The organism is Brevundimonas sp. (assembly GCF_046299535.1).
Taxonomy (GTDB): Bacteria; Pseudomonadota; Alphaproteobacteria; order Caulobacterales; family Caulobacteraceae; genus Brevundimonas.
The window spans coordinates 13974-31893 of sequence record NZ_JBKBIB010000010.1; the positions used below are offsets into that span (position 1 = coordinate 13974).

Genomic DNA, 17920 nt, shown 5'->3' on the forward strand with positions numbered 1-17920 from the left:
TCCTATTCCGATGCCGGTTCATCCTGCAGCGGGGCGTGGTGGCGGCGCGGGAAGCGTTCGATCAGATGGGCGGCCAGCCACAGGGCCATGGCCCAGGCCGCGCCCAGGCTCCATCCGGCGAAGACGTCCGTGGCCCAGTGGGCGCCCAGATAGACCCGGCTGATGCCCACCAGCATGGCGATGGTCACCGCCATGGCCATGACCCACACCTTCAGACGCCGGCTGGGCAGGACCCGGGCCAGCATCACGCCTACGGTCAGATAGAACACCGTGGACAACAGGGCGTGGCCGGAGGGGAAGCTGGCGTTGAGGGTGTCCACCGCCTGGTATTCCGCCGGGGGGCGTTCGCGCTCGAAAATCCCCTTGAAGCCCTCGCTGAGCGCCACCCCGCCCGCAAGGCCGATCACCAGCATCAGGGCCGACAGGCGCTTCCTCTGGATCACCAGAAAGCCCACCACCGCGACGGCGAAGAGGCCAAGCACCGATATGCCGCCCAGGGAGGTGACATCCGCCATCGCTTCCTCAAGCCACCAGGGGCCCCAGGCGTGACCGGGATCGCCGTGGGGCCGCAGGGCCCCCAGCACCATGGCGTCAAAGGCGCGGCCGTCCGCCTCGGTCATGTCGTCGGCGATCTCGATGAAGGTCAGCACCCCGACCGCCCCCACCAAAAGCGCTGTGAGCAGGGCCAACTCGGTGCGGGCCAGGGCGAGAAGGCGACTGGCGAGGCGGGTCAGTCCGGTGCGATCAAGGATGGGAAAAGCGCGCATGGTGATCCCCGAACGGTCAAGCTGACGGCGCCGTTCCGTGGCTTTTTATGGCGCTATCGCTCGCGTCGCGGACGCTCGCTGCTTGAGCGCCCTTCTCACGGCTTCGTGAAATGTTTCGCCGATCACTTTTTTCGAACTGTCACATCCCGTTTCCGGGGAATTTCCACAGGCTCCGGAAACCGCTCCACCGATTCGACCGACAAAGCCCCGGTCAAGTGCTTTACGGGGCGTTAGGGATGTGCGCCCATACATCTAGGCGAGCGGGGTGCTTCGAACACCAGATTTAGTGTCTGGGGGCGGAGCAAGGTTCCATAACCGATTAGTTCAGGGTTTAGACGAATATGGCTGGTGGTGAAGCGTTGAAGGCGGATTTCGATCCCAAGGCGAAGACGGCCGATGTGATCAGCCTGGGTGCTGACCGGCCGGCGCTGAGCGTCGTTCAGGGCATCCAGCTCGACCGCTCGCGCGACACGCTGCTGACCGACTTCGGCAAGAAGACGCTGGAGGACCGCTACCTGCTGCCGGGCGAGTCCTATCAGGACATGTTCGCCCGCGTCGCCACGGCCTATGCTGACGACGCCGAACACGCCCAGCGCGTCTATGATTACATGTCGAAGCTGTGGTTCATGCCGGCCACCCCGGTGCTGTCCAACGGCGGCGCCGACCGCGGCCTGCCCATCAGCTGCTTCCTGAACGCGGTGGGCGACTCGCTCGACGGCATCCAGTCGGTCTGGAACGAGAACGTGGCGCTGGCGTCCAACGGCGGCGGCATCGGCACCTACTGGGGCGGCGTCCGCTCCATCGGCGAGAAGGTCAAGGGTCAGGGCCAGACCTCGGGCATCATCCCCTTCATCCGCGTGATGGACAGCCTGACCCTGGCCATTTCGCAAGGGTCGCTGCGCCGCGGCTCGGCGGCGGTCTATCTGGACGTGCACCACCCCGAGATCGAGGAGTTCCTCGAGATCCGCAAACCCTCGGGCGACTTCAACCGCAAGTCCCTGAACCTGCACCACGGCATCAACATCACCGACGCCTTCATGGAGGCGGTGCGCGACGGCAAGACCTTCGACCTGCTGTCGCCCAAGAACGGCGAAGTGATGAAGACGGTGGACGCTCGCAACCTGTGGCAGAAGATCCTCGAGATCCGCCTGCAGACCGGCGAGCCCTACCTGATCTTCTCCGACACGGTGAACAAGGCCATGCCGCGCCACCAGCAGGAGCTGGGCCTGAAGGTGAAGCAGTCCAACCTGTGCAGCGAGATCATGCTGCACACCGGCGCCGACCACCTGGGCATCGACCGCACCGCCGTGTGCTGCCTGTCCTCGGTCAACGCCGAGACCTTCCTGGAATGGCGCGAGGAGCCCCGGTTCATTGAGGACCTGATGCGGTTCCTGGACAATGTGCTGGAGGACTTCATCCGCCGCGCCCCGCCGGAAATGAAGGCGGCGGTGTACTCGGCCAAACGCGAGCGGTCGGTGGGTCTGGGCCTGATGGGCTTTCACTCGTTCCTGCAGGCCCAGGGCGTGGCCTTCGAATCCGCCATGGCCAAGTCGTGGAACATGCGGCTGTTCAAGCACCTGCGCCGCGAGGCCGACAAGGCCAGCCGCGTGCTGGCCGAGGAGAAGGGCCCCTGCGAGGACGCGGCCGAACGCGGCGTCATGGAGCGGTTCAGCCACAAGCTGGCCATCGCCCCCACCGCCTCCATCTCGATCATCTGCGGCGGCACCTCGGCCGGCATCGAGCCGATCCCGGCCAACATCTACACCCACAAGACCCTGTCGGGCTCCTTCGCCGTCAAGAACCCCTATCTGGAGCAGGTTCTGGAGGCCAAGGGCCTGAACACCGACGCGGTGTGGAACTCGATCCTGGAAGAGGAAGGCTCGGTCCAGCATCTGGACGGGCTGACCGAGGACGAGAAAGCCATCTTCAAGACCGCCTTCGAGCTGGACCAGCGCTGGGTGGTCGAACTGGCCGCCGACCGCACGCCGGAAATCTGCCAGGCCCAGTCGGTGAACCTGTTCATCCCCGGCGACGTGGACAAGTGGGACCTGCACATGCTGCACTGGCGCGCCTGGGAGCAGGGCATGAAGTCCCTGTACTATCTGCGCTCCAAGTCGGTTCAGCGCGCCGCTTTCGCCGGCTCCGCGGACAAGGCCGAGGTCGAGGTGGACCCCAATCAGCCCGACCTGTTCGCCGCCGCCCGCACCGACTACGACGAGTGCCTGGCCTGCCAGTAGGCGCGAGGTAGTCACCCTGTCCTGAACCCGGTCCATCCTCCCGCGACTGACGTTCGTCCAGATGAGGATCGGGGCCTGATCCCTCCCCCTGCGGATCAGGCCCCCTCCGCCACATTCGGAACATCAATGCCCCCGGGGCGTTGGTGTGCAAGGAACGTGACGAGCGAACTGGGATGACAGCAGCGGCGCTTGCCGTCAGTCTGATCCTGTCGTTAGCGGAAGGGAGGCCGTTGATGAGAGCTGGAGGGTACATCTGCTGCGGTCTTGGCGCGGTTCTTCTGGCTGCGTCAGCGCTGTCTCCGGCGATCGCCCAGACCTGGGCTGGTCCCGCCCAGACGGTGCCCGGAGCGTGGCGGGCGGACACCACGTCTTTCGAATTCAGCGACAGCGCTCATCTGGATGTCGCGCCGGGCGGCTTTGGCGGCGCCTTCCGCCTGGCGGATCACGATTTCACGCCCGGACGCGGGGAAGTGGTCACCGAAGCGTGGCGCGACACCCCCTCCGGCGCCGTTGAGCGGCTCCGCCTCACCCGTGGCGGCGACTGGCTGCGCGCGGACGGCGCAGCGATTCCCCTCACCCCCCGCGACGCCGCCGTTCTCGCCGGCGACGAATACAGCCTGAGCTACACCCGCGGCTGGCCCTCGCGCAGCTATGACCCTGACAGCGGCCTTCAGGTGGAGGTGATCCCTCACGCCGGGTTCGGCGTCGGCAGCGAAGGCGGAACGGCCGAGGCCGGCGCCACGATCCGCATCGGCTCGGGGCTGAATCGACTGGTTCCGGACGGAGACACGGCCTTCGATGAAGATCAGGGCCGCTGGTATGTCTTCGCCGCAGGCTCGCGACGGGCGGTGGGTTATAATTTCGCCCGCACGCGCGAAGGCGATTTCGTCAGCTCCGGCATGAGCCACGATTCCGGATCCTTCATCGGCGACGCCCAGGTCGGCGTGGCCTGGCGGCGCGGCGACCTCCAGACCTCGTTCGGCTACGTCTATCGCAAGCACAAGGTGCGCGAACTGGTCGGACGGGATTTCGAGCGTGAACGCAGCGAGGGCGTGCTGGCCTTCCAGGTCTCGATCCGACCGGACTGGTAGCTTCAACGCGCCCCGACCGCCTCCTGAACCGAGCCGAAACCATCCGACTTCAGCCGATCCGCCAGATCGCGCCGGATGCTCATGACCAGGCCGGGCCCCTCATAGATCAACGCCGAATAGAGCTGCACGGCTGAAGCGCCGGCGCGAATTCTCGCATAGGCGTCCGCGCCCGAGGCGATGCCGCCAACCCCGATCAGCGCCAGCCGCCCGCGGGACACGCCGTGGGCCCAGCCCAGCGTCGTCAGCGCCTTGTCCCGCAGCGGCGCGCCCGACAGCCCCCCGCTCTCGCCTGCCTGCGCCGAACGCAGGCTGTCGGGGCGGTCCAGCGTCGTGTTGGAGACGATCAGCCCGTCCATGCGGTGGGCCACGCAGGCCTCCACGATCATGACGATCTCTGCTTCCGTCAGGTCCGGGGCGATCTTCAGGAAAAGCGGTTCAGGACCCCGCGCCTCGGCCAGCCGCCCCAGCAGGTCGTCCAGCGCCGCCCGCCCCTGCAGGTTTCTGAGACCCGGCGTGTTGGGCGATGACACATTGACGGTGAAATAATCCGCCAGACCGCGCAGCCGGAGCAGCCCGGTCACATAGTCCGCCGCCTTGTCGTCCGTGTCCTTGTTGGCTCCCAGATTGGCGCCGATCACCGCGCCTTCGGGACGGCGCGCCAGGTTGCGGGCGAAGACCTCAAGACCCGCATTGTTGAACCCCATGCGGTTGATGATCGCGCGATCTTCCGACAGGCGAAACAGGCGCGGCTTCGGATTGCCGGGTTGCGGACGCGGGGTCACCGAGCCGCACTCCACAAAGCCGAAGCCCCCGCGCGCCAAGCCGTGCAACGCCTCGCCGTTCTTGTCGAAGCCCGCCGCCAGACCGACGGGGTTGGGCAGGCTCAGGGGCCCCACACGCGTCGCCAGCACGGCGTCGCGCGCATCATGGCGCCCGCCCAGCCCGGCCTTCAGCGCCGCCAGCGCCAGTTGGTGTGCGGTTTCCGGATCCATGCGCCGCAGGGCCGCCGCGCCGAAATCATCAAGGCTCATTGCGCGATCTCCAGACGCCCGTCTTCGCTGACCTTCGCCGCCCGCGCGGCCAGCACCCATTCCGCGCGCAGCGCGCCATAGATATGCGCGAACAGGTCGCCGCCCCGGGACGGCTCCCACCGGATCAGGGCCTGCAGCGGCGGGTGGTCCGCGTCCAGCGTCAGGATCATCAGGCCGTCCCGGCCCGCATAGTGTTTGCGCGCCGTCTCGTGCAGTTGCGCCCCGGTGGACAGGTGAATGAAGCCGTCGGCGCGATCCGCGTCCGAGCCGCTCCAGGCGCCGTCCCGCGGCACGGCCGCCCACTCGTCGGCGTCCAGGATCTTGTACACCGGCGTCACGCCCTGTCGGTCCCGTCCGGCTGGATGATTCCGTCGTAGGTGCAGCGCCCTGCGGCATCCACCAGAAACAGGGCCGCCGTGGCCGGAGCGAAGCCTGTCCGCACCCGGTCCAGAAGCTGGTCCGAGGCCCCGCCGTCGCTGAGCAGGTCGAACGCCAGCTGATGAACCCCCGGATTGTGCGCGATCAGGATGAGGCTTTCGCACCGCTCCTCTGCGCGCTCCACATGTCGCCGCAGGATCGCGGCGTCGGCGTTGTAGAGCGCAGCCTCAAGTTCCAGCCACGGGGGCGCGGGGTCGATCCCCAGCCCTTCAGCCACGCCCGTCCAGGTTTCGCGGGTGCGCCGCGCAGCCGATACGATGGCCAGGTCGGGACACACGCCCCGGTCTTTCAGGGCCCGGCCCACAAGGGTCGCCTCGCTGCGCCCCACGGGGCTAAGCGCGCGTTCGCGGTCGCCGCCTGACGGGGCGGCGCCCACAGCCTGGGCGTGACGCATGAGAATAAGCTGACGCATGGGGTCGATTTAGGCGGGTTCGCCGCCGCCGTCCAACCGCCCGGCGCCCCGGGAGGCCGGACGCGGCCCCAGCAGGCCCCTGGACAGGGCCGCCTCCACCGGAACGGCCGCGCCCCCGCTGACCTTGCGGGGGGCGTAGCTGCGCCGCGCCGCCTCCACCAGGATCAGGCCGCAGGCGGCGGGAAACAGCATGCGCCCGATCTGCTCGAATCCTTCGGCGGCCCCCAGCAACAGTTTCCATGGCGGCACATAGAGCGTCTGGGACCAGGCCAGGGGCTCCAGTTGCACATCCCGCAGCAGACCCTCCACCTGGCCCCGGCTGAACGGCCGGCCATGGCCGAACGGCGTGGACTCCGATCGGGCCCACAGCCCGCCTCGCGACGCGACCGCCAGAATGACCCGGCCGGCCGGAGCCATCACCCGCACCGCCTCGGCCAGCACGGCCGGCGCGTGGTCGGCCTCCTCCAGCGCGTGGATCATCAACACCCGGTCAAAGGACCCCGAGGCGAAGGGCAGGCGCTGGTCGTCCACGAGCAAGGTGCGGTTGCGCCCGACCGAGGGCCAGCGCTCGCCCCCCTGCCCGCCCGGCATGGCCGCCGCCACCCGCCGCGCCCCCACGAAGGCCCCCAGCCAGGGCGTGCAGTAACCGATGCCCAGGACGTCGCAACTGGCCGCTTCCCCCCATGCGTCATCCAGCCGCCGCGCCACCAGCCGCCGCGCCAGGGCGCCGGCCGGTTCGCCGTAGAAGGCTTTCAGATCATCGACACTGCGGCGCATGGGGCCACTATAGGCTCCCGCAGGGATGGCCTGCTAGAGTGCCGTCATGCCCCTGGACATCCGACAGTTTCCCTGCCTGAGCGACAACTACGGCTATCTGGCGCGGGACCGCGTGTCCGGTCAGGTCGCTGCCGTCGACGCCCCCGACGCCGCGGCTGTGCTGGCGGAACTGGCCGCCTCGGGCTGGAAGCGGCTGGACGTTATCCTGAACACCCACTGGCACCCTGATCACACCCAGGGCGCGGAGGCGGTGCAGGCGCAAACCGGCTGCAGGATCGTCGGGCCGGAGGAATCGACCCGGGTGGTCGCGCTTGATCAGGTGCTGGGCGACGGCGATCACATCGATCTGGGCGAGACGCGCTTCGACGTGATCCACACGCCCGGCCATACCCTGGGCCACATCGTCTTCATCGACCGGCGGGGCGGCGAGGCCTTTGTGGGCGATACCCTGTTCGCCCTTGGGTGCGGTCGCCTGTTCGAGGGAACCCCGGAGCAGATGTTCGACAGCCTGACCCGGCTGGCCGCCCTGCCCGATGACACCCGGGTCTGGTGCGCCCATGAATACACCGAGGCCAACGCCCGTTTTGTCCTGAGCCTGGACGAACCGGACGGGGACAGACGCGCCGCGCTCGAGGCGCACGTCCGCGACATCCTCGCCCTGCGCGAGGCGGGGCGACCCACGGCGCCCACCCTGATGGGCCGCGAAAAGCAGTTGAATCCGTTCCTGCGCGCGCCTGACGCCGCCGCCTTCGCCGCGCTCAGGGCCGCCAAGGACCAGTTTCGAGGCTAGCGGCCCGCCAGTGTCCGCACCACCCGCGCCGACGAGGGCCGGCCGGCCGGCCCCTCGCGGGGCGACACGGTGATGATGAGGGCGCCCCCAGAGAACTCCGCATTGTTCCGCGCGCCTTCGGTGATGACGATCCGGCGCACCTGCCGGGCCTGGTCCCTGAGATTGGAGGCGCGCGACATGCGGGTCAGCGCCTCCACGGCCACGGCGGCGGCCTCGGCCACCAGGGTTTCGGAGCCCGGCGAGATCTCCTCGGCCTCAAAGATCACCAGATGGCCCACGGCACGGCTGGCCACCTCGCTCTGTCGCACCATGAAGTTCACCAGCTGGATCGGCGACAGGGGCGGTCGGCGCAGGCTTGCGCCCGGCCCGGCTTGCGACGCCGGCTCGCCCATGGGCGCGCGCGGCGTGTACAGCGTCAGCCCCCCTGAAGAGGTCGACCGCAGCACCACGTCGCCCTGATCGTTGCGGTAAAGGATGTCGCCGCGGGGCGCAGGGGTGGCGCGCAGCACCCAGACTTCAGCGGCGTCGTCGAAACGCAGCAGCGGGCGCGACCCGGAATGATCCAGAATGAAAGCCTCGCCGCCCTCGGTCACATAGCGGCCGGGCGCAGCCAGGGCGTGGACGGGGCGTTCCCGCAGACCCTGGCTCTGTTCGAACTGGGCGTTGCCGCGCGGCTGCATCCGGGCGTCGGCGGGGCCCGGAAAACCCAGCACGCCGACGCTGGCCACGACACACGCCAGGGCGAGCATCGTCGGCGGCAGCGCAGCGCTGATCCGGGGTTCCGCGAACATTCTCAATCAGATGACTCGCCGCAAAGGCGGATTTTAGGCGGGGCCGGGTCAGCCCACCAGATACTGACCGCCGTTCAGGGAAAGGGTGCACCCTGTGACATATCCGGCACGCTCGCCCACGAGCCACGACACCATGTCGGCAATTTCCTCGCCTTTTCCGAGTCTTCCCACGGGAATCTGAGCCACGATGCCTTCCAGCACCCTGGGGTCCATGGCGCCCACCATCTCGGTGTCGATATAGCCCGGCGCGATGCAGTTGACGGTCACGCCCTTGCGGGCGTTCTCCAGAGCCAGAGCCTTGGTGAAACCGATCATGCCCGCCTTGGCGGCGGAATAGTTGGTCTGGCCGACCTGACCCTTCTGACCGTTGATCGAGGAGATGTTGACGATCCGGCCGAAGCCCCGGTCCCGCATGCCGCCGATCACCTGTCGGGTCATGTTGAACACGCTGTCCATATTGACCCGGATCACATCGGACCACTGGTCCGGGCTCATCTTGTGGAAGAACCCGTCACGGGTGATCCCCGCGTTGTTGATCAGCACGTCCACGGGCCCCAGCTCGGCCTCCACCTCCTGCACTGCGCGCGCGCAGTCGTCGTAGGAGCCGACGTTGCCCTTGACCACCATGACGCCCAGTTCGGCCGCCGTCGCCTCGGCCGCGGCTGTGTTGCCGGAATAGCCCGCCGCGACCCTGAACCCGTCCTCGTTCAGGCGCTGAACAATCGCCTTGCCGATTCCCCGGGTGCCTCCGGTGACCATCGCCACTCGCGTCATATGCGTTTCCTCTGTCCCTCGGCCGCCCTGTCTCCGGGCCGCTCGTGATTGTTCTAGCCCGCCCGGCAGGGCCGGTGAAGACGGTCAGTCCGCTCGCCGCAGTCGAACCAGGCGGCCGTTCTGCTCGTCGGTGACCACATAGACCGCACCGTCGTCGCCCACCGCCACGTCACGGATGCGTTCGCCCAGTCCGGTCAGCAGGCGCTCCTCGCCCGCCACCCGGTCGCCGTCCAGCACCAGCCGGGCCAGATGCTGGCCGGCCAGGGCCGTCACCAGCAGGTTTCCGTTCCAGTCCGGGAACATCTCGCCGCGATAGAACGCGGCTCCGCCCGTCGCGATGGAGGGATCCCAATAGTAGATCGGCTGGACGGTGCCCGGCGCCGTGGTGGCGCCCTCGCCGATCGCTCCGCCGCGATATTCGATCCCGTAGGCGGCGATCGGCCAGCCGTAGTTTTCACCGGCGCGGGCGATGTTGATTTCGTCGCCCCCCCGCGCGCCGTGCTCGACGGCCCACAGTTCGCCGGTCTCCGGATGCAGGGCCGCGCCCTGGACGTTGCGATGCCCCCACGACCAGATCTCCGGCAGGGCGCCGTCCTGGTTCACGAACGGGTTGTCCGCCGGAACCGATCCGTCGGCGTTGACCCGCACGATCTTGCCGAAGTGGGAGCCCAGATCCTGGGCCTGGTCCCGCGTTTCAACAGACGAGCGCTCGCCCAGCGTCAGATAAACCCGCCCCTCGCGATCGAACACGATGCGCGAGCCGTAGTGCATGAAGTTGTCGTAGGTGGGCATGGCGCGGAAGATGGTCTGGACGTTCTCCAGACGGGTTCCGTCGTCGCTCAGGCGACCCCGCGCCAAGGCGGTGCCATTGCCCCCCTGCCGGGGCTCGGAAAAGCTCAGATACACCAGACGGTCGCCGGCGAAATCCGGGCTCAACTGCACGTCCATCAGCCCGGCCTGGCGGTCGGACACGACCTGGGGAACCCCGGCGATCGCCTCGCCGATCTCACCCTCGGCGCTGACCAGCCGCAGACGACCCGGCTTTTCTGTGATCAGGAAGCCGCCGCCTGGAAGCGGAACCAGACCCCAGGGATTCTCCAGCCCCTCGGCCACGGTTTCGCTGGTCATCCGCACCGTGGTCTGGACGCCCGGCGCGCGTGTCTGCCCTTCAAAGGCTGGTTGCTGGTTGGCGGCGTTGGGCGGATTGCTCTCGACCGGCGTCCCGCCGTTGGCCTGCGAGGAAGCCGTTTCCCCATTCCCGCCGCACGCGGCGGCCAGGGCGAAGACGGATACGGCGACGGTCAGGGCGGACAGGCGCATGATGAAACTCCCCATGTGATGGTCTTGAGGCAACGCGGTCAAAGCGCTGCCGTTCCGGCGACAGAACCGCGCATGCCCGGTCGATGCAAGAGCGGACATCCCAGTGGCAGGGTTCACTTCGCGCCGCCGTTTCCCGGAACGGCGGCCGCGCGCTGGAGCGAACCCCGTTCAGGTCAGTGGACGAGCCTGATCGGGGATCGCGCTCGGTTCGGCCATCACATGCACGATGGAAACCACCGTGCCGCCCTTGCCGGTTTCGACCTTGACCGTCGCGTTCAGCTGGCGGGCCAGGGACTCTATGATGCTGGTGCCCAGGCCGGGCGTGACCTTGCCCGTTCCTTTCGGCATCCCCACCCCGTCATCCTGAACCGCCAGGGTCCAGCCTTGCGCGTCGGCGCCATAAGACACCTGGATCCGGCCGCCCCGCCCGCCGGGATAGGCGTGCTTGAGGGCGTTGATGACCAGCTCGGTCACGATCAGTCCCAGACTGACGGATATGTCTCCGCTTGTTGCGCTGTCGTCGCCGACCACCTCCAGCGTCAGGCGCTCGGGATCAGGAATCATGGACGCCGAGATGCTGCGGCACAGCTGGGTCAGATAGGACCGGAGCTCCACATCGCCCAGGCGCGAGGCGGCCAGTTGCTGCTGAAGGGTCGCGATGGACATCACCCGGCTGTGCGCGTCTTTCAGATGAAACCGGGTTTCCTCGGACTGCACCTTGCGCGCGCTCTGCATCAGGACGCTGGCGATGATCTGAGGCTGTTGGCGACGCGGTGCTGGACCTCCTGCAACAGGATGGCCTTTTCCCGCAGAAGATTGTCCTTGAGCCTGTCGGCGGCGCGGAGGTCGGTCACGTCCGTCACCGCCACCAGCAGACGGATGTTCTCCTCATCGGTCACCAGACGCCGGGCGCTGATGACGACACACCGCATGCCGTGCGTCGGGACATCCAGGTTCATCTCGTAGGCGTCCACCGCCACATCGGTGCGTGCGGCGGCGGCCAGGAGGACCTGGAGCTGGGGCGAGCGCCATTCGCCGGCGCCCAGGCTCGGCATGAGCGCGCCGGCGACCGTGTCCGGATCTACGCCGAAGGCGTCGCAGAACGAGGCGCTGGCGGCGACCACCGTCAGGTCGGCGCCCAGCAGGATGACCGGCGTCGGCGATGATCGAATGACGGCCAACCCAAGGCTGAGCGAACTTTCGGTATTGGAAGGCGTGCGGGCAGCCATGGCTGTCCCTTTCCCCGCGTTCGGAGGCTCGCGAAGCGAAAGCCTTCCCCGGGCGGGTTCGACGCGAGGGCGTCGGCTACATTGTCTCGTATTCCGTGAAGGATATCACGGATCGGGGCTGCAAACGGATTAATCTGGCTAATGCCGCCCCGGAGATCGCTCCGCAGGCCCCGGTCACAGCCCCTTCACGATTCCCTCCACCATCTTCTTGGCGTCGGCGAACAGCATCATGGTGTTGTCGCGGAAGAACAGCTCGTTCTCGACACCCGCATAACCCGCCGCCATGCCGCGCTTGACGAACAGCACCGTGCCCGCCTTCTCCACGTCCAGGATGGGCATGCCGAAGATGGGCGACTGGGGATCGGTCTTGGCCGCCGGGTTGGTGACGTCGTTGGCGCCGATGACGAAGGCCACGTCGGCGCTGGAGAACTCCGAGTTGATGTCCTCCAGCTCGAACACCTCGTCATAGGGCACGTTCGCTTCCGCCAGCAGCACGTTCATGTGCCCCGGCATGCGGCCGGCGACGGGGTGGATGGCGTATTTCACCTCCACGCCCTCTTCCTTCAGCTTGTCGGCCATTTCACGCAGGGCGTGCTGGGCCTGGGCCACGGCCATGCCGTAGCCCGGCACGATGATGACCTTGGAGGCGTTCTTCATGATGAAGGCCGCGTCGTCGGCCGAGCCCTGCTTGACCGGCCGGGTCTCCACGTGGCCGGCGCCCGCCGCCGCCGCATCCCCGCCGAAGCCGCCCAGAATGACGCTGATGAAGCTGCGGTTCATGCCCTTGCACATGATGTAGCTGAGGATCGCGCCGGACGAGCCCACCAGGGCGCCGGTGATGATCAGGGCGATGTTCTCCAGGGTGAAGCCCAGCGCCGCCGCCGCCCAGCCGGAGTAGCTGTTCAGCATGGACACCACCACCGGCATGTCCGCCCCGCCGATGGGGATGATCAGGGTGGCGCCCAGGATCAGGGCGATTACGAATACGCCCCAGAACGCCCACACCGCCGTGCCGCCCGTGGCGATCAGGATGCCGATCAGCACCACCAGTCCCGCCGCCAGACCGATGTTGATCAGGTGCCGCGCGGGCAGCAGGATCGGCGTGCCCGACATGTTGCCGTTCAGCTTGGCGAAGGCGATCACCGAGCCGGTGAAGGTGATGGCGCCGATGGCCAGACCCAGACCCAGCTCGATGATCGACAGGGTCTTGATGCCCCCCGCCCCGTCGTCGATGCCGAAGGCCACGGGCGCATAGACCGCCCCCACCGCCACCAGACACGCCGCCATGCCCACCAGACTGTGGAAGGCAGCCACCAGCTGCGGCATGGAGGTCATGGGCACCCGTTTGGCGATCACCGCGCCCAGCCCGCCGCCGACCACGACCCCGCCCGCGATCAGCGCCAGGGTCAGCCCGTCCAGCGCCCGCGTCCCCCACAGGGTCAGCAGGGTCACGCCGATGGCCAGGGCCATGCCCACCATGCCGAAGGTGTTGCCCCGGCGGCTGGTCTCCGGGCTCGACAGCCCGCGCAAGCTCAGGATGAACAGGACGCCGGCCGCCAGATAGGCCAGGGCTGCGATGGATGCGTTCATGACGGCGTCCCCCTCTGGGTCTTGTCAGAATATCTCGACCCGCGCCGGTTCGGCGGGATCGTTGGTGCCGGCGGCGGAAGGCGTTCCGTCCTTGACCAGGGCGAAGCCCACCGGCCCCTCGCCGCCCGTCTTGGTCAGGGCGCACCAGGCGCGGTACGTGGGCAGACGCCCGGCGGCGCGGCCCTGACCCTCGAGGTCAAAGCGGTTGACCGTCCCGGCCCCGGCCATCTGGTGGGGCGGAAACCCGCAGTTCAGCGTCCAGCTGGCGCCCCCCGGCGCCGCCACGGCGAAGTGCGCGCCTTGATAGCCCTCGCCGGTCTGGCGCGTGGCCTGGGCCTGGGCGACGCCGGCGACAGCCAGCACCGCGATGATCAACGCAACTCTCATCTATCCTCCGAATTCGTCATGCCGCCGGTCCGCTTCAGCCGCCACAGGGCGGCGGCGATGAACAGCGGCGCAATCACCACCAGGACCCAGTCGAACCAGGTCATGGCCCGGTCCTGGATCAGCACCCGCACGATGATGGACGAGAACACCAGCACCATGCCGGCGTCGTGAAACCGCATCTTGGCGATGGGGTTCTTCTCGCCCAGCCAGCCATAGACCCACAGGCCCATGCCCAGGCCCGTGGCGACCCACGAGCCCGTCGCGGCCATCTGGGCCGCGTCGCCGGTCAAGCCTTCTTTTCCTTCTTGCGGTACATGGCCAGCATGCGCCGGGTGACCATGAAGCCGCCGAAGATGTTGACGCTGGCCAGGGTCACGGCCGCCACGCCGGCGCCCTTGGCGATCCAGCCGTTGACGCCGGACGCCTCCGAAACGGCGGCCGCCGCGATCAGCCCGCCGACGATGATGACCGAGGAAATGGCGTTGGTGACCGCCATCAGCGGCGTGTGCAGCGCCGGCGTCACGCTCCAGACCACATAGTAGCCGACGAAGATCGCCAGCACGAAGATGGCCAGGCGGAATACGGTGGGGTCGACAGCTTCCATCTATCGGGTCCTCTTATGATTATGCGGCGCGGCCGGGTCGTCCCTGGGCTCCAACCCGAGGCGGCGGGCGAGATCGCAGCGCACCAGAAAGCCAGGCCGCCAGCCACCAGAATGGGGAACTCGTCGCCGATCAGATCCTGGCGCCAGAAGGCCAGCGCCGCGCCGACGAGGCCAAGCGCGATGCCGATCAGGTGCAGGGGGTGATCCAGCGCCTTCACCCCTTCACCCCCTCGTGCACCACGGCCCCGCCATGGGTCACGACGGCGGCCTTGAGGATCTCGTCCTCCAGGTCCAGGGCCAAGGCCTCGTCCTTCACCAGCAACCCGACAAAGGCCAGCAGGTTCTTGGCGTACAGGGCCGAGGCGTCCGCCGCGATGCGGCCCGGCAGGTTGGACCAGCCGACGATGCTGGCGCCGTTGGCGGTCTTCACCACCTCGCCCGGCTTCGAGCCCTCCACATTGCCGCCCGCCTCCACCGCCAGGTCGACCAGCACCGAGCCGGGCTTCATGGAGGCCACATGGGCGGCCGAGATCAGCCGGGGCGCCGGGCGGCCGGGGATCAGGGCGGTGGTGATCACCACGTCCTGTTTGGTGATGTGGGTGGCGGTCAGTTCAGCCTGTTTGGCCTGATACTCGGCCGACATCTGCTTGGCGTAGCCGCCCGCCGTCTCGGCGGCCTTGAACTCCTCGTCCTCCACCGCGACGAATTTGGCGCCCAGGCTCTCCACCTGCTCCTTGGCGGCGGGGCGCACGTCGGTGGCGCTGACCACCGCGCCCAGACGCCGCGCCGTGGCGATGGCCTGCAGCCCCGCCACGCCCGCGCCCATGACGAACACCTTTGCGGGAGCGACGGTGCCCGCCGCCGTCATCATCATGGGAAAGGCGCGGCCGTATGTGTGAGCCGCCTCGATCACCGCCCGGTATCCGGCCAGATTGGCCTGGGACGACAGGGCGTCCATCACCTGGGCCCGGCTGATGCGGGGCACGAATTCCATGGCGAAGGCGGTGACGTTGGCCTTGGCCATGGCCTGGACCGTGTCTTTCTCGCGGTAGGCGTCCAGCAGGGCGACCACGATGGCGCCGGGCTTCAGGGCGCTGATCTCCTGCGCCGTGGGGCCGCGAACTTTCAGCAGGATGTCGGCCTTGGACAACACGGCGCCGGAGTCCCGGGCAATCCGGGCGCCCGCGGCCTCATAGTCGGCGTCGGGAATGGACGAGCCCAGCCCGGCGCCGGCCTCGACCAGCACCGAGGCGCCGAGCGCGGTCAGCTTCTTCACCGTATCGGGTGTTGCGGCGGTGCGCGGTTCGCCTTCACGGCGCTCGCGCGTCACGGCTATGGCGACGGCCAAGCGAATCCCCCTGCCTTTTGTTTCAGAGCAGTGGAACGTTAGGACGTTTCAGAAAGGCCCGTAAAGGCCGGGCCCGCCAGAATAACTCTTAGTGATCAGCAGGCTTGCTGCGCAGGAACCACCAGCCGGCGACGGCCAGAACCACCGACGCGATCAGCGCGGGGAAGAAGCCGCCGTTGGGCATGAACCACATGGTGAAGAACAGCACCGCCACGGCGATGACCAGCGAGCCCCACTTGGAGAGGCCCATGAACAGGTCCCAGGTGGCGACCTGTTCCGTGATCTCCTGCGTGCCCTTCAGATAGGCTTCGGCGTCGTGATCGGCGTCTTTGGTGTCGGCGGCCATGCGATGATCTTTCGAAGGCAAACGAGAATCTGACCGCCCTTATACCGAGGGCGGCGCGCGGCTCAAGCGCGGTGTGTCGTCACGCCACCGCCTCGAACTCGTCGATCAGCCGCTCCAGCCGCTGGCAGCCTGTGGCCCAGAAGGCCGGGTCGCGCGGGTTCAGGCCGAAGGGCTTCAGCGCCTCCACATAGGTCCGCGTCCCCCCACCGGCCAGAAGCTCGCGGTACAGGGGCGCGAAGCCTTCCGGGTCCTCGCGCCGCTTCTCCATCAGGGCGGCGACCAGCAGGTCCCCGAACGCATAGGCGTATACATAGAAGGGCGAGTGCACGAAGTGGCTCACATAGGCCCACCAGTGCTCGTATCCATCGTTGAGCTTGACCGCGGGACCCAGGCTCGCGCCCATCTCCTCCATCCAGATCTCGCCGATGCGGGCGACCGACACCTCGCCCCGGGCCCGCTCGTCATGGAAGCGCGTCTCGAACCGGTGGAAGGCGATCTGGCGCACCACGGTGTTCAACCCGTCCTCGATGCGCCCGGCCAGCAGGCCGCGCTTTTCCTTCTCCGGGGCGGTCGCCAGCAGCCGATCAAAGGTCAGGCCCTCGGCGAAGATGGACGCCGTCTCGGCCAGGGTCAGGGGCGTGTCCGCCAGCAGCGTGCCCTGGTCCGCCGCCAGGGTCTGATGCACCCCGTGGCCAAGTTCGTGGGCCAGGGTCAGCACGTCGCGCCGCTCGCCCATCCAGTTCATGAACACATAGGGGTGCCGGTCCGCCGTCACCGGATGGGCATAGGCGCCGGACTGCTTGCCCGCCCGCGCCCGCCCGTCGATCCACGGATTGTCGAAGAAGGCCCGCGCCCGGTCGCCGAACTCGGCCCCCAGATCATTGAAGCTGTCCAGCACCATGGCCCGCCCCTGGCCCCAGTCGAACCCGCGCGGCGCGGTGGTCTCTATGGGCGCGTTGCGGTCCCACTGGTTCAGCTGCTTCAGGCCCATGGCCCTGGCCTTGAGCGCATAATAGCGGTGGGTCAGGCGCGGATAGGCCTCGGCTACCGCCGCCGCCATGGCGTCCACCGCCTCGCCGTCCACCTCGTTCATCAGGTGCTTGGACTGGGCCGGATAGGTGAATTTGCGCCAGCGGTCCTCCAGCGCCTTCTCCTGGGCCACGGTGTTCAGCACCAGCGCCATGGTCGTGGCCCGCGACGCCAGGGCCGCGTCCAGGCCCTCGGCCGCCGCCTTGCGCCGGTCCGCCTTGGGATCCGACAGACGGTTCAGCGCCTCGGCCAGGGTCAGCTCATCCTTGCCCGCCGTCACCCGCAGCGCCGCCAGGGTCTCGTCGAACAGGCGCGGCCACTGCATGGCGGCGGGCATGCGCTCGGCGATGAAGCGCTCCAGCTCGGGCGACAGCTCATGGGGCTTGCTGGCCCGCACCCGGCGCAGCCACGGCCGCCAGCGCGCGGCCCCTTCGTGGGCGGTCAGCGCGGCCTCAAGCTCGGCCTCCTCCAGCCGGTTGATCTCCAGCGTCAGCCACAGGGTTTCGGCGGCGATGGTGGTCACCTTCTGGCGGATGTCCGCCTCGAACCCCTGCGCGGCGCCGTCCTCGCGATTGGTTGATGCGGCGAGGAAGGCATAGGCCCCCAGCGCGCCCAAGTGGTTGGACGCCTGCTCATACAGGGTGATCGCCCGGTCCAGTCGCTCGCCCAGCGTCGCGGCGTCGGTCCGCGCCGCCTCCAGCTGGCCTTCCATCGCATTCAGCTCGGCGGTCGCCTTGCGGCCCGCCTCCAGATCCGCCGCCACCCGGTCGTCCGTGGGCGAGGCGTAGAGGTCGGACAGATCCCAGAGGGGAGCTTCGGTCGGGGCCGCATCGGGCTTGAAGGGGGCGTTCATGGCTCAAGGTGTGGGGTCGCGGACGGCGGGGCGCAACCCGGTTCGCGTCAATCCCCTTCCGCTTCGCGCCGATTTCAGGCCAGATGCTCCGGAAAGACGGGGAAGA

At 68.2% G+C, this 17920-nt stretch carries 20 protein-coding genes; 3 read left to right on the forward strand and 17 right to left on the reverse strand.

The features are described from left to right. Positions 1-2: 2 nt before the first annotated feature. A complete protein-coding gene (locus ACK4FB_RS09635; protein WP_409751161.1) occupies positions 3-767 on the reverse strand; it encodes a phosphatase PAP2 family protein in 765 nt (254 codons plus the stop codon). A gap of 341 nt (positions 768-1108) precedes the next feature. Here ACK4FB_RS09635 and ACK4FB_RS09640 point away from each other — a divergent pair, with 341 nt between their 5' ends. Next, on the forward strand, positions 1109-3004 hold the full coding sequence (locus ACK4FB_RS09640; RefSeq protein ID WP_409751164.1) for a ribonucleoside-diphosphate reductase subunit alpha: 1896 nt from the start codon (positions 1109-1111) through the stop codon (positions 3002-3004). Positions 3005-3237: 233 nt separating this feature from the next. Then, positions 3238-4095: a lipid A-modifier LpxR family protein gene (locus ACK4FB_RS09645; protein ID WP_409751167.1), complete on the forward strand. Its 858-nt coding sequence runs from the start codon at positions 3238-3240 to the stop codon at positions 4093-4095. 2 nt (positions 4096-4097) lie between these two features. Here the strand turns inward: ACK4FB_RS09645 and ACK4FB_RS09650 are convergent, their stop codons facing one another. Genes ACK4FB_RS09650 through ACK4FB_RS09665 form a run of 4 tightly spaced genes read right to left on the reverse strand, consistent with a single transcriptional unit; the run spans position 4098 to position 6753 of the window. After that, on the reverse strand, positions 4098-5126 hold the full coding sequence (locus ACK4FB_RS09650) for a quinone-dependent dihydroorotate dehydrogenase (RefSeq protein ID WP_409751170.1): 1029 nt from the start codon (positions 5124-5126) through the stop codon (positions 4098-4100). Then, a complete protein-coding gene (locus ACK4FB_RS09655) occupies positions 5123-5455 on the reverse strand; it encodes a DUF952 domain-containing protein (RefSeq protein WP_409751173.1) in 333 nt (110 codons plus the stop codon). The genes ACK4FB_RS09650 and ACK4FB_RS09655 overlap by 4 nt, the downstream gene beginning before the upstream one ends. Positions 5456-5460: 5 nt before the next feature. Next, the gene (locus ACK4FB_RS09660) at positions 5461-5976 is read right to left on the reverse strand and encodes a SixA phosphatase family protein (RefSeq protein ID WP_409751176.1); all 516 of its coding nucleotides are present in this window, start codon (positions 5974-5976) and stop codon (positions 5461-5463) included. Between the two features lie 9 nt (positions 5977-5985). After that, entirely contained in the window at positions 5986-6753 is a 768-nt protein-coding gene (locus ACK4FB_RS09665; protein ID WP_409751179.1) for a class I SAM-dependent methyltransferase, read from the reverse strand. A gap of 46 nt (positions 6754-6799) precedes the next feature. Between ACK4FB_RS09665 and gloB the strand changes: the two genes are divergently transcribed. Continuing rightward, positions 6800-7543 carry a hydroxyacylglutathione hydrolase gene (gene gloB, locus ACK4FB_RS09670; RefSeq protein WP_409751182.1) on the forward strand — a complete coding sequence of 248 codons (744 nt, stop codon included), beginning with the start codon at positions 6800-6802 and terminating at the stop codon, positions 7541-7543. Here gloB and ACK4FB_RS09675 read toward each other — a convergent pair. From ACK4FB_RS09675 to ACK4FB_RS09730, 12 genes are all read right to left on the reverse strand, one after another. Continuing rightward, a complete protein-coding gene (locus tag ACK4FB_RS09675) occupies positions 7540-8334 on the reverse strand; it encodes a DUF4908 domain-containing protein (RefSeq protein ID WP_409751185.1) in 795 nt (264 codons plus the stop codon). The two genes, gloB and ACK4FB_RS09675, sit on opposite strands and share 4 nt — an antisense overlap. A 48-nt stretch (positions 8335-8382) precedes the next feature. Continuing rightward, complete coding sequence (gene phbB, locus ACK4FB_RS09680) at positions 8383-9108, reverse strand: acetoacetyl-CoA reductase (RefSeq protein ID WP_409751188.1); 726 nt, start codon at positions 9106-9108, stop codon at positions 8383-8385. A gap of 84 nt (positions 9109-9192) precedes the next feature. Further along, positions 9193-10428 (reverse strand): PQQ-dependent sugar dehydrogenase, encoded by a 1236-nt coding sequence (locus ACK4FB_RS09685; RefSeq protein ID WP_409751190.1) that lies wholly within the window; start codon positions 10426-10428, stop codon positions 9193-9195. 168 nt (positions 10429-10596) lie between these two features. Further along, on the reverse strand, positions 10597-11163 hold the full coding sequence (locus tag ACK4FB_RS09690) for a sensor histidine kinase (protein ID WP_409751193.1): 567 nt from the start codon (positions 11161-11163) through the stop codon (positions 10597-10599). Further along, positions 11163-11657 carry a PAS domain-containing protein gene (locus tag ACK4FB_RS09695; protein WP_409751195.1) on the reverse strand — a complete coding sequence of 165 codons (495 nt, stop codon included), beginning with the start codon at positions 11655-11657 and terminating at the stop codon, positions 11163-11165. The genes ACK4FB_RS09690 and ACK4FB_RS09695 overlap by 1 nt, the downstream gene beginning before the upstream one ends. 174 nt (positions 11658-11831) lie before the next feature. Then, positions 11832-13247, reverse strand: a complete 1416-nt coding sequence (locus tag ACK4FB_RS09700; protein ID WP_409751198.1) for an NAD(P)(+) transhydrogenase (Re/Si-specific) subunit beta — start codon at positions 13245-13247, stop codon at positions 11832-11834. A gap of 24 nt (positions 13248-13271) precedes the next feature. Then, the gene (locus ACK4FB_RS09705) at positions 13272-13634 is read right to left on the reverse strand and encodes a hypothetical protein (protein WP_409751200.1); all 363 of its coding nucleotides are present in this window, start codon (positions 13632-13634) and stop codon (positions 13272-13274) included. Next, the gene (locus ACK4FB_RS09710) at positions 13631-13924 is read right to left on the reverse strand and encodes a hypothetical protein (RefSeq protein ID WP_409751203.1); all 294 of its coding nucleotides are present in this window, start codon (positions 13922-13924) and stop codon (positions 13631-13633) included. Before ACK4FB_RS09710 ends, ACK4FB_RS09705 begins: the two co-directional genes overlap by 4 nt. Next, on the reverse strand, positions 13921-14238 hold the full coding sequence (locus ACK4FB_RS09715) for an NAD(P) transhydrogenase subunit alpha (protein ID WP_292103913.1): 318 nt from the start codon (positions 14236-14238) through the stop codon (positions 13921-13923). The genes ACK4FB_RS09710 and ACK4FB_RS09715 overlap by 4 nt, the downstream gene beginning before the upstream one ends. A 214-nt stretch (positions 14239-14452) precedes the next feature. Next, positions 14453-15586, reverse strand: a complete 1134-nt coding sequence (locus tag ACK4FB_RS09720; protein WP_409751206.1) for a Re/Si-specific NAD(P)(+) transhydrogenase subunit alpha — start codon at positions 15584-15586, stop codon at positions 14453-14455. A gap of 88 nt (positions 15587-15674) precedes the next feature. Further along, on the reverse strand, positions 15675-15932 hold the full coding sequence (locus ACK4FB_RS09725) for an aa3-type cytochrome c oxidase subunit IV (protein ID WP_409751209.1): 258 nt from the start codon (positions 15930-15932) through the stop codon (positions 15675-15677). Positions 15933-16011: 79 nt separating this feature from the next. After that, positions 16012-17814: a M3 family oligoendopeptidase gene (locus ACK4FB_RS09730; RefSeq protein ID WP_409751212.1), complete on the reverse strand. Its 1803-nt coding sequence runs from the start codon at positions 17812-17814 to the stop codon at positions 16012-16014. Positions 17815-17920: the final 106 nt, after the last annotated feature.

Bases quoted from the DNA above. Each gene is read 5' to 3' on its own strand.
- ACK4FB_RS09635 (WP_409751161.1), bottom strand. From the start codon at position 767: ATGCGCGCTTTTCCCATCCTTGATCGCACCGGACTGACCCGCCTCGCC.
- ACK4FB_RS09640 (WP_409751164.1), top strand. From the start codon at position 1,109: ATGGCTGGTGGTGAAGCGTTGAAGGCGGATTTCGATCCCAAGGCGAAG.
- ACK4FB_RS09645 (WP_409751167.1), top strand. From the start codon at position 3,238: ATGAGAGCTGGAGGGTACATCTGCTGCGGTCTTGGCGCGGTTCTTCTG.
- ACK4FB_RS09650 (WP_409751170.1), bottom strand. From the start codon at position 5,126: ATGAGCCTTGATGATTTCGGCGCGGCGGCCCTGCGGCGCATGGATCCG.
- ACK4FB_RS09660 (WP_409751176.1), bottom strand. From the start codon at position 5,976: ATGCGTCAGCTTATTCTCATGCGTCACGCCCAGGCTGTGGGCGCCGCC.
- ACK4FB_RS09665 (WP_409751179.1), bottom strand. From the start codon at position 6,753: ATGCGCCGCAGTGTCGATGATCTGAAAGCCTTCTACGGCGAACCGGCC.
- gloB (WP_409751182.1), top strand. From the start codon at position 6,800: ATGCCCCTGGACATCCGACAGTTTCCCTGCCTGAGCGACAACTACGGC.
- ACK4FB_RS09675 (WP_409751185.1), bottom strand. From the start codon at position 8,334: ATGTTCGCGGAACCCCGGATCAGCGCTGCGCTGCCGCCGACGATGCTC.
- phbB (WP_409751188.1), bottom strand. From the start codon at position 9,108: ATGACGCGAGTGGCGATGGTCACCGGAGGCACCCGGGGAATCGGCAAG.
- ACK4FB_RS09685 (WP_409751190.1), bottom strand. From the start codon at position 10,428: ATGCGCCTGTCCGCCCTGACCGTCGCCGTATCCGTCTTCGCCCTGGCC.
- ACK4FB_RS09690 (WP_409751193.1), bottom strand. From the start codon at position 11,163: ATGCAGAGCGCGCGCAAGGTGCAGTCCGAGGAAACCCGGTTTCATCTG.
- ACK4FB_RS09695 (WP_409751195.1), bottom strand. From the start codon at position 11,657: ATGGCTGCCCGCACGCCTTCCAATACCGAAAGTTCGCTCAGCCTTGGG.
- ACK4FB_RS09700 (WP_409751198.1), bottom strand. From the start codon at position 13,247: ATGAACGCATCCATCGCAGCCCTGGCCTATCTGGCGGCCGGCGTCCTG.
- ACK4FB_RS09705 (WP_409751200.1), bottom strand. From the start codon at position 13,634: ATGAGAGTTGCGTTGATCATCGCGGTGCTGGCTGTCGCCGGCGTCGCC.
- ACK4FB_RS09715 (WP_292103913.1), bottom strand. From the start codon at position 14,238: ATGGAAGCTGTCGACCCCACCGTATTCCGCCTGGCCATCTTCGTGCTG.
- ACK4FB_RS09725 (WP_409751209.1), bottom strand. From the start codon at position 15,932: ATGGCCGCCGACACCAAAGACGCCGATCACGACGCCGAAGCCTATCTG.
- ACK4FB_RS09730 (WP_409751212.1), bottom strand. From the start codon at position 17,814: ATGAACGCCCCCTTCAAGCCCGATGCGGCCCCGACCGAAGCTCCCCTC.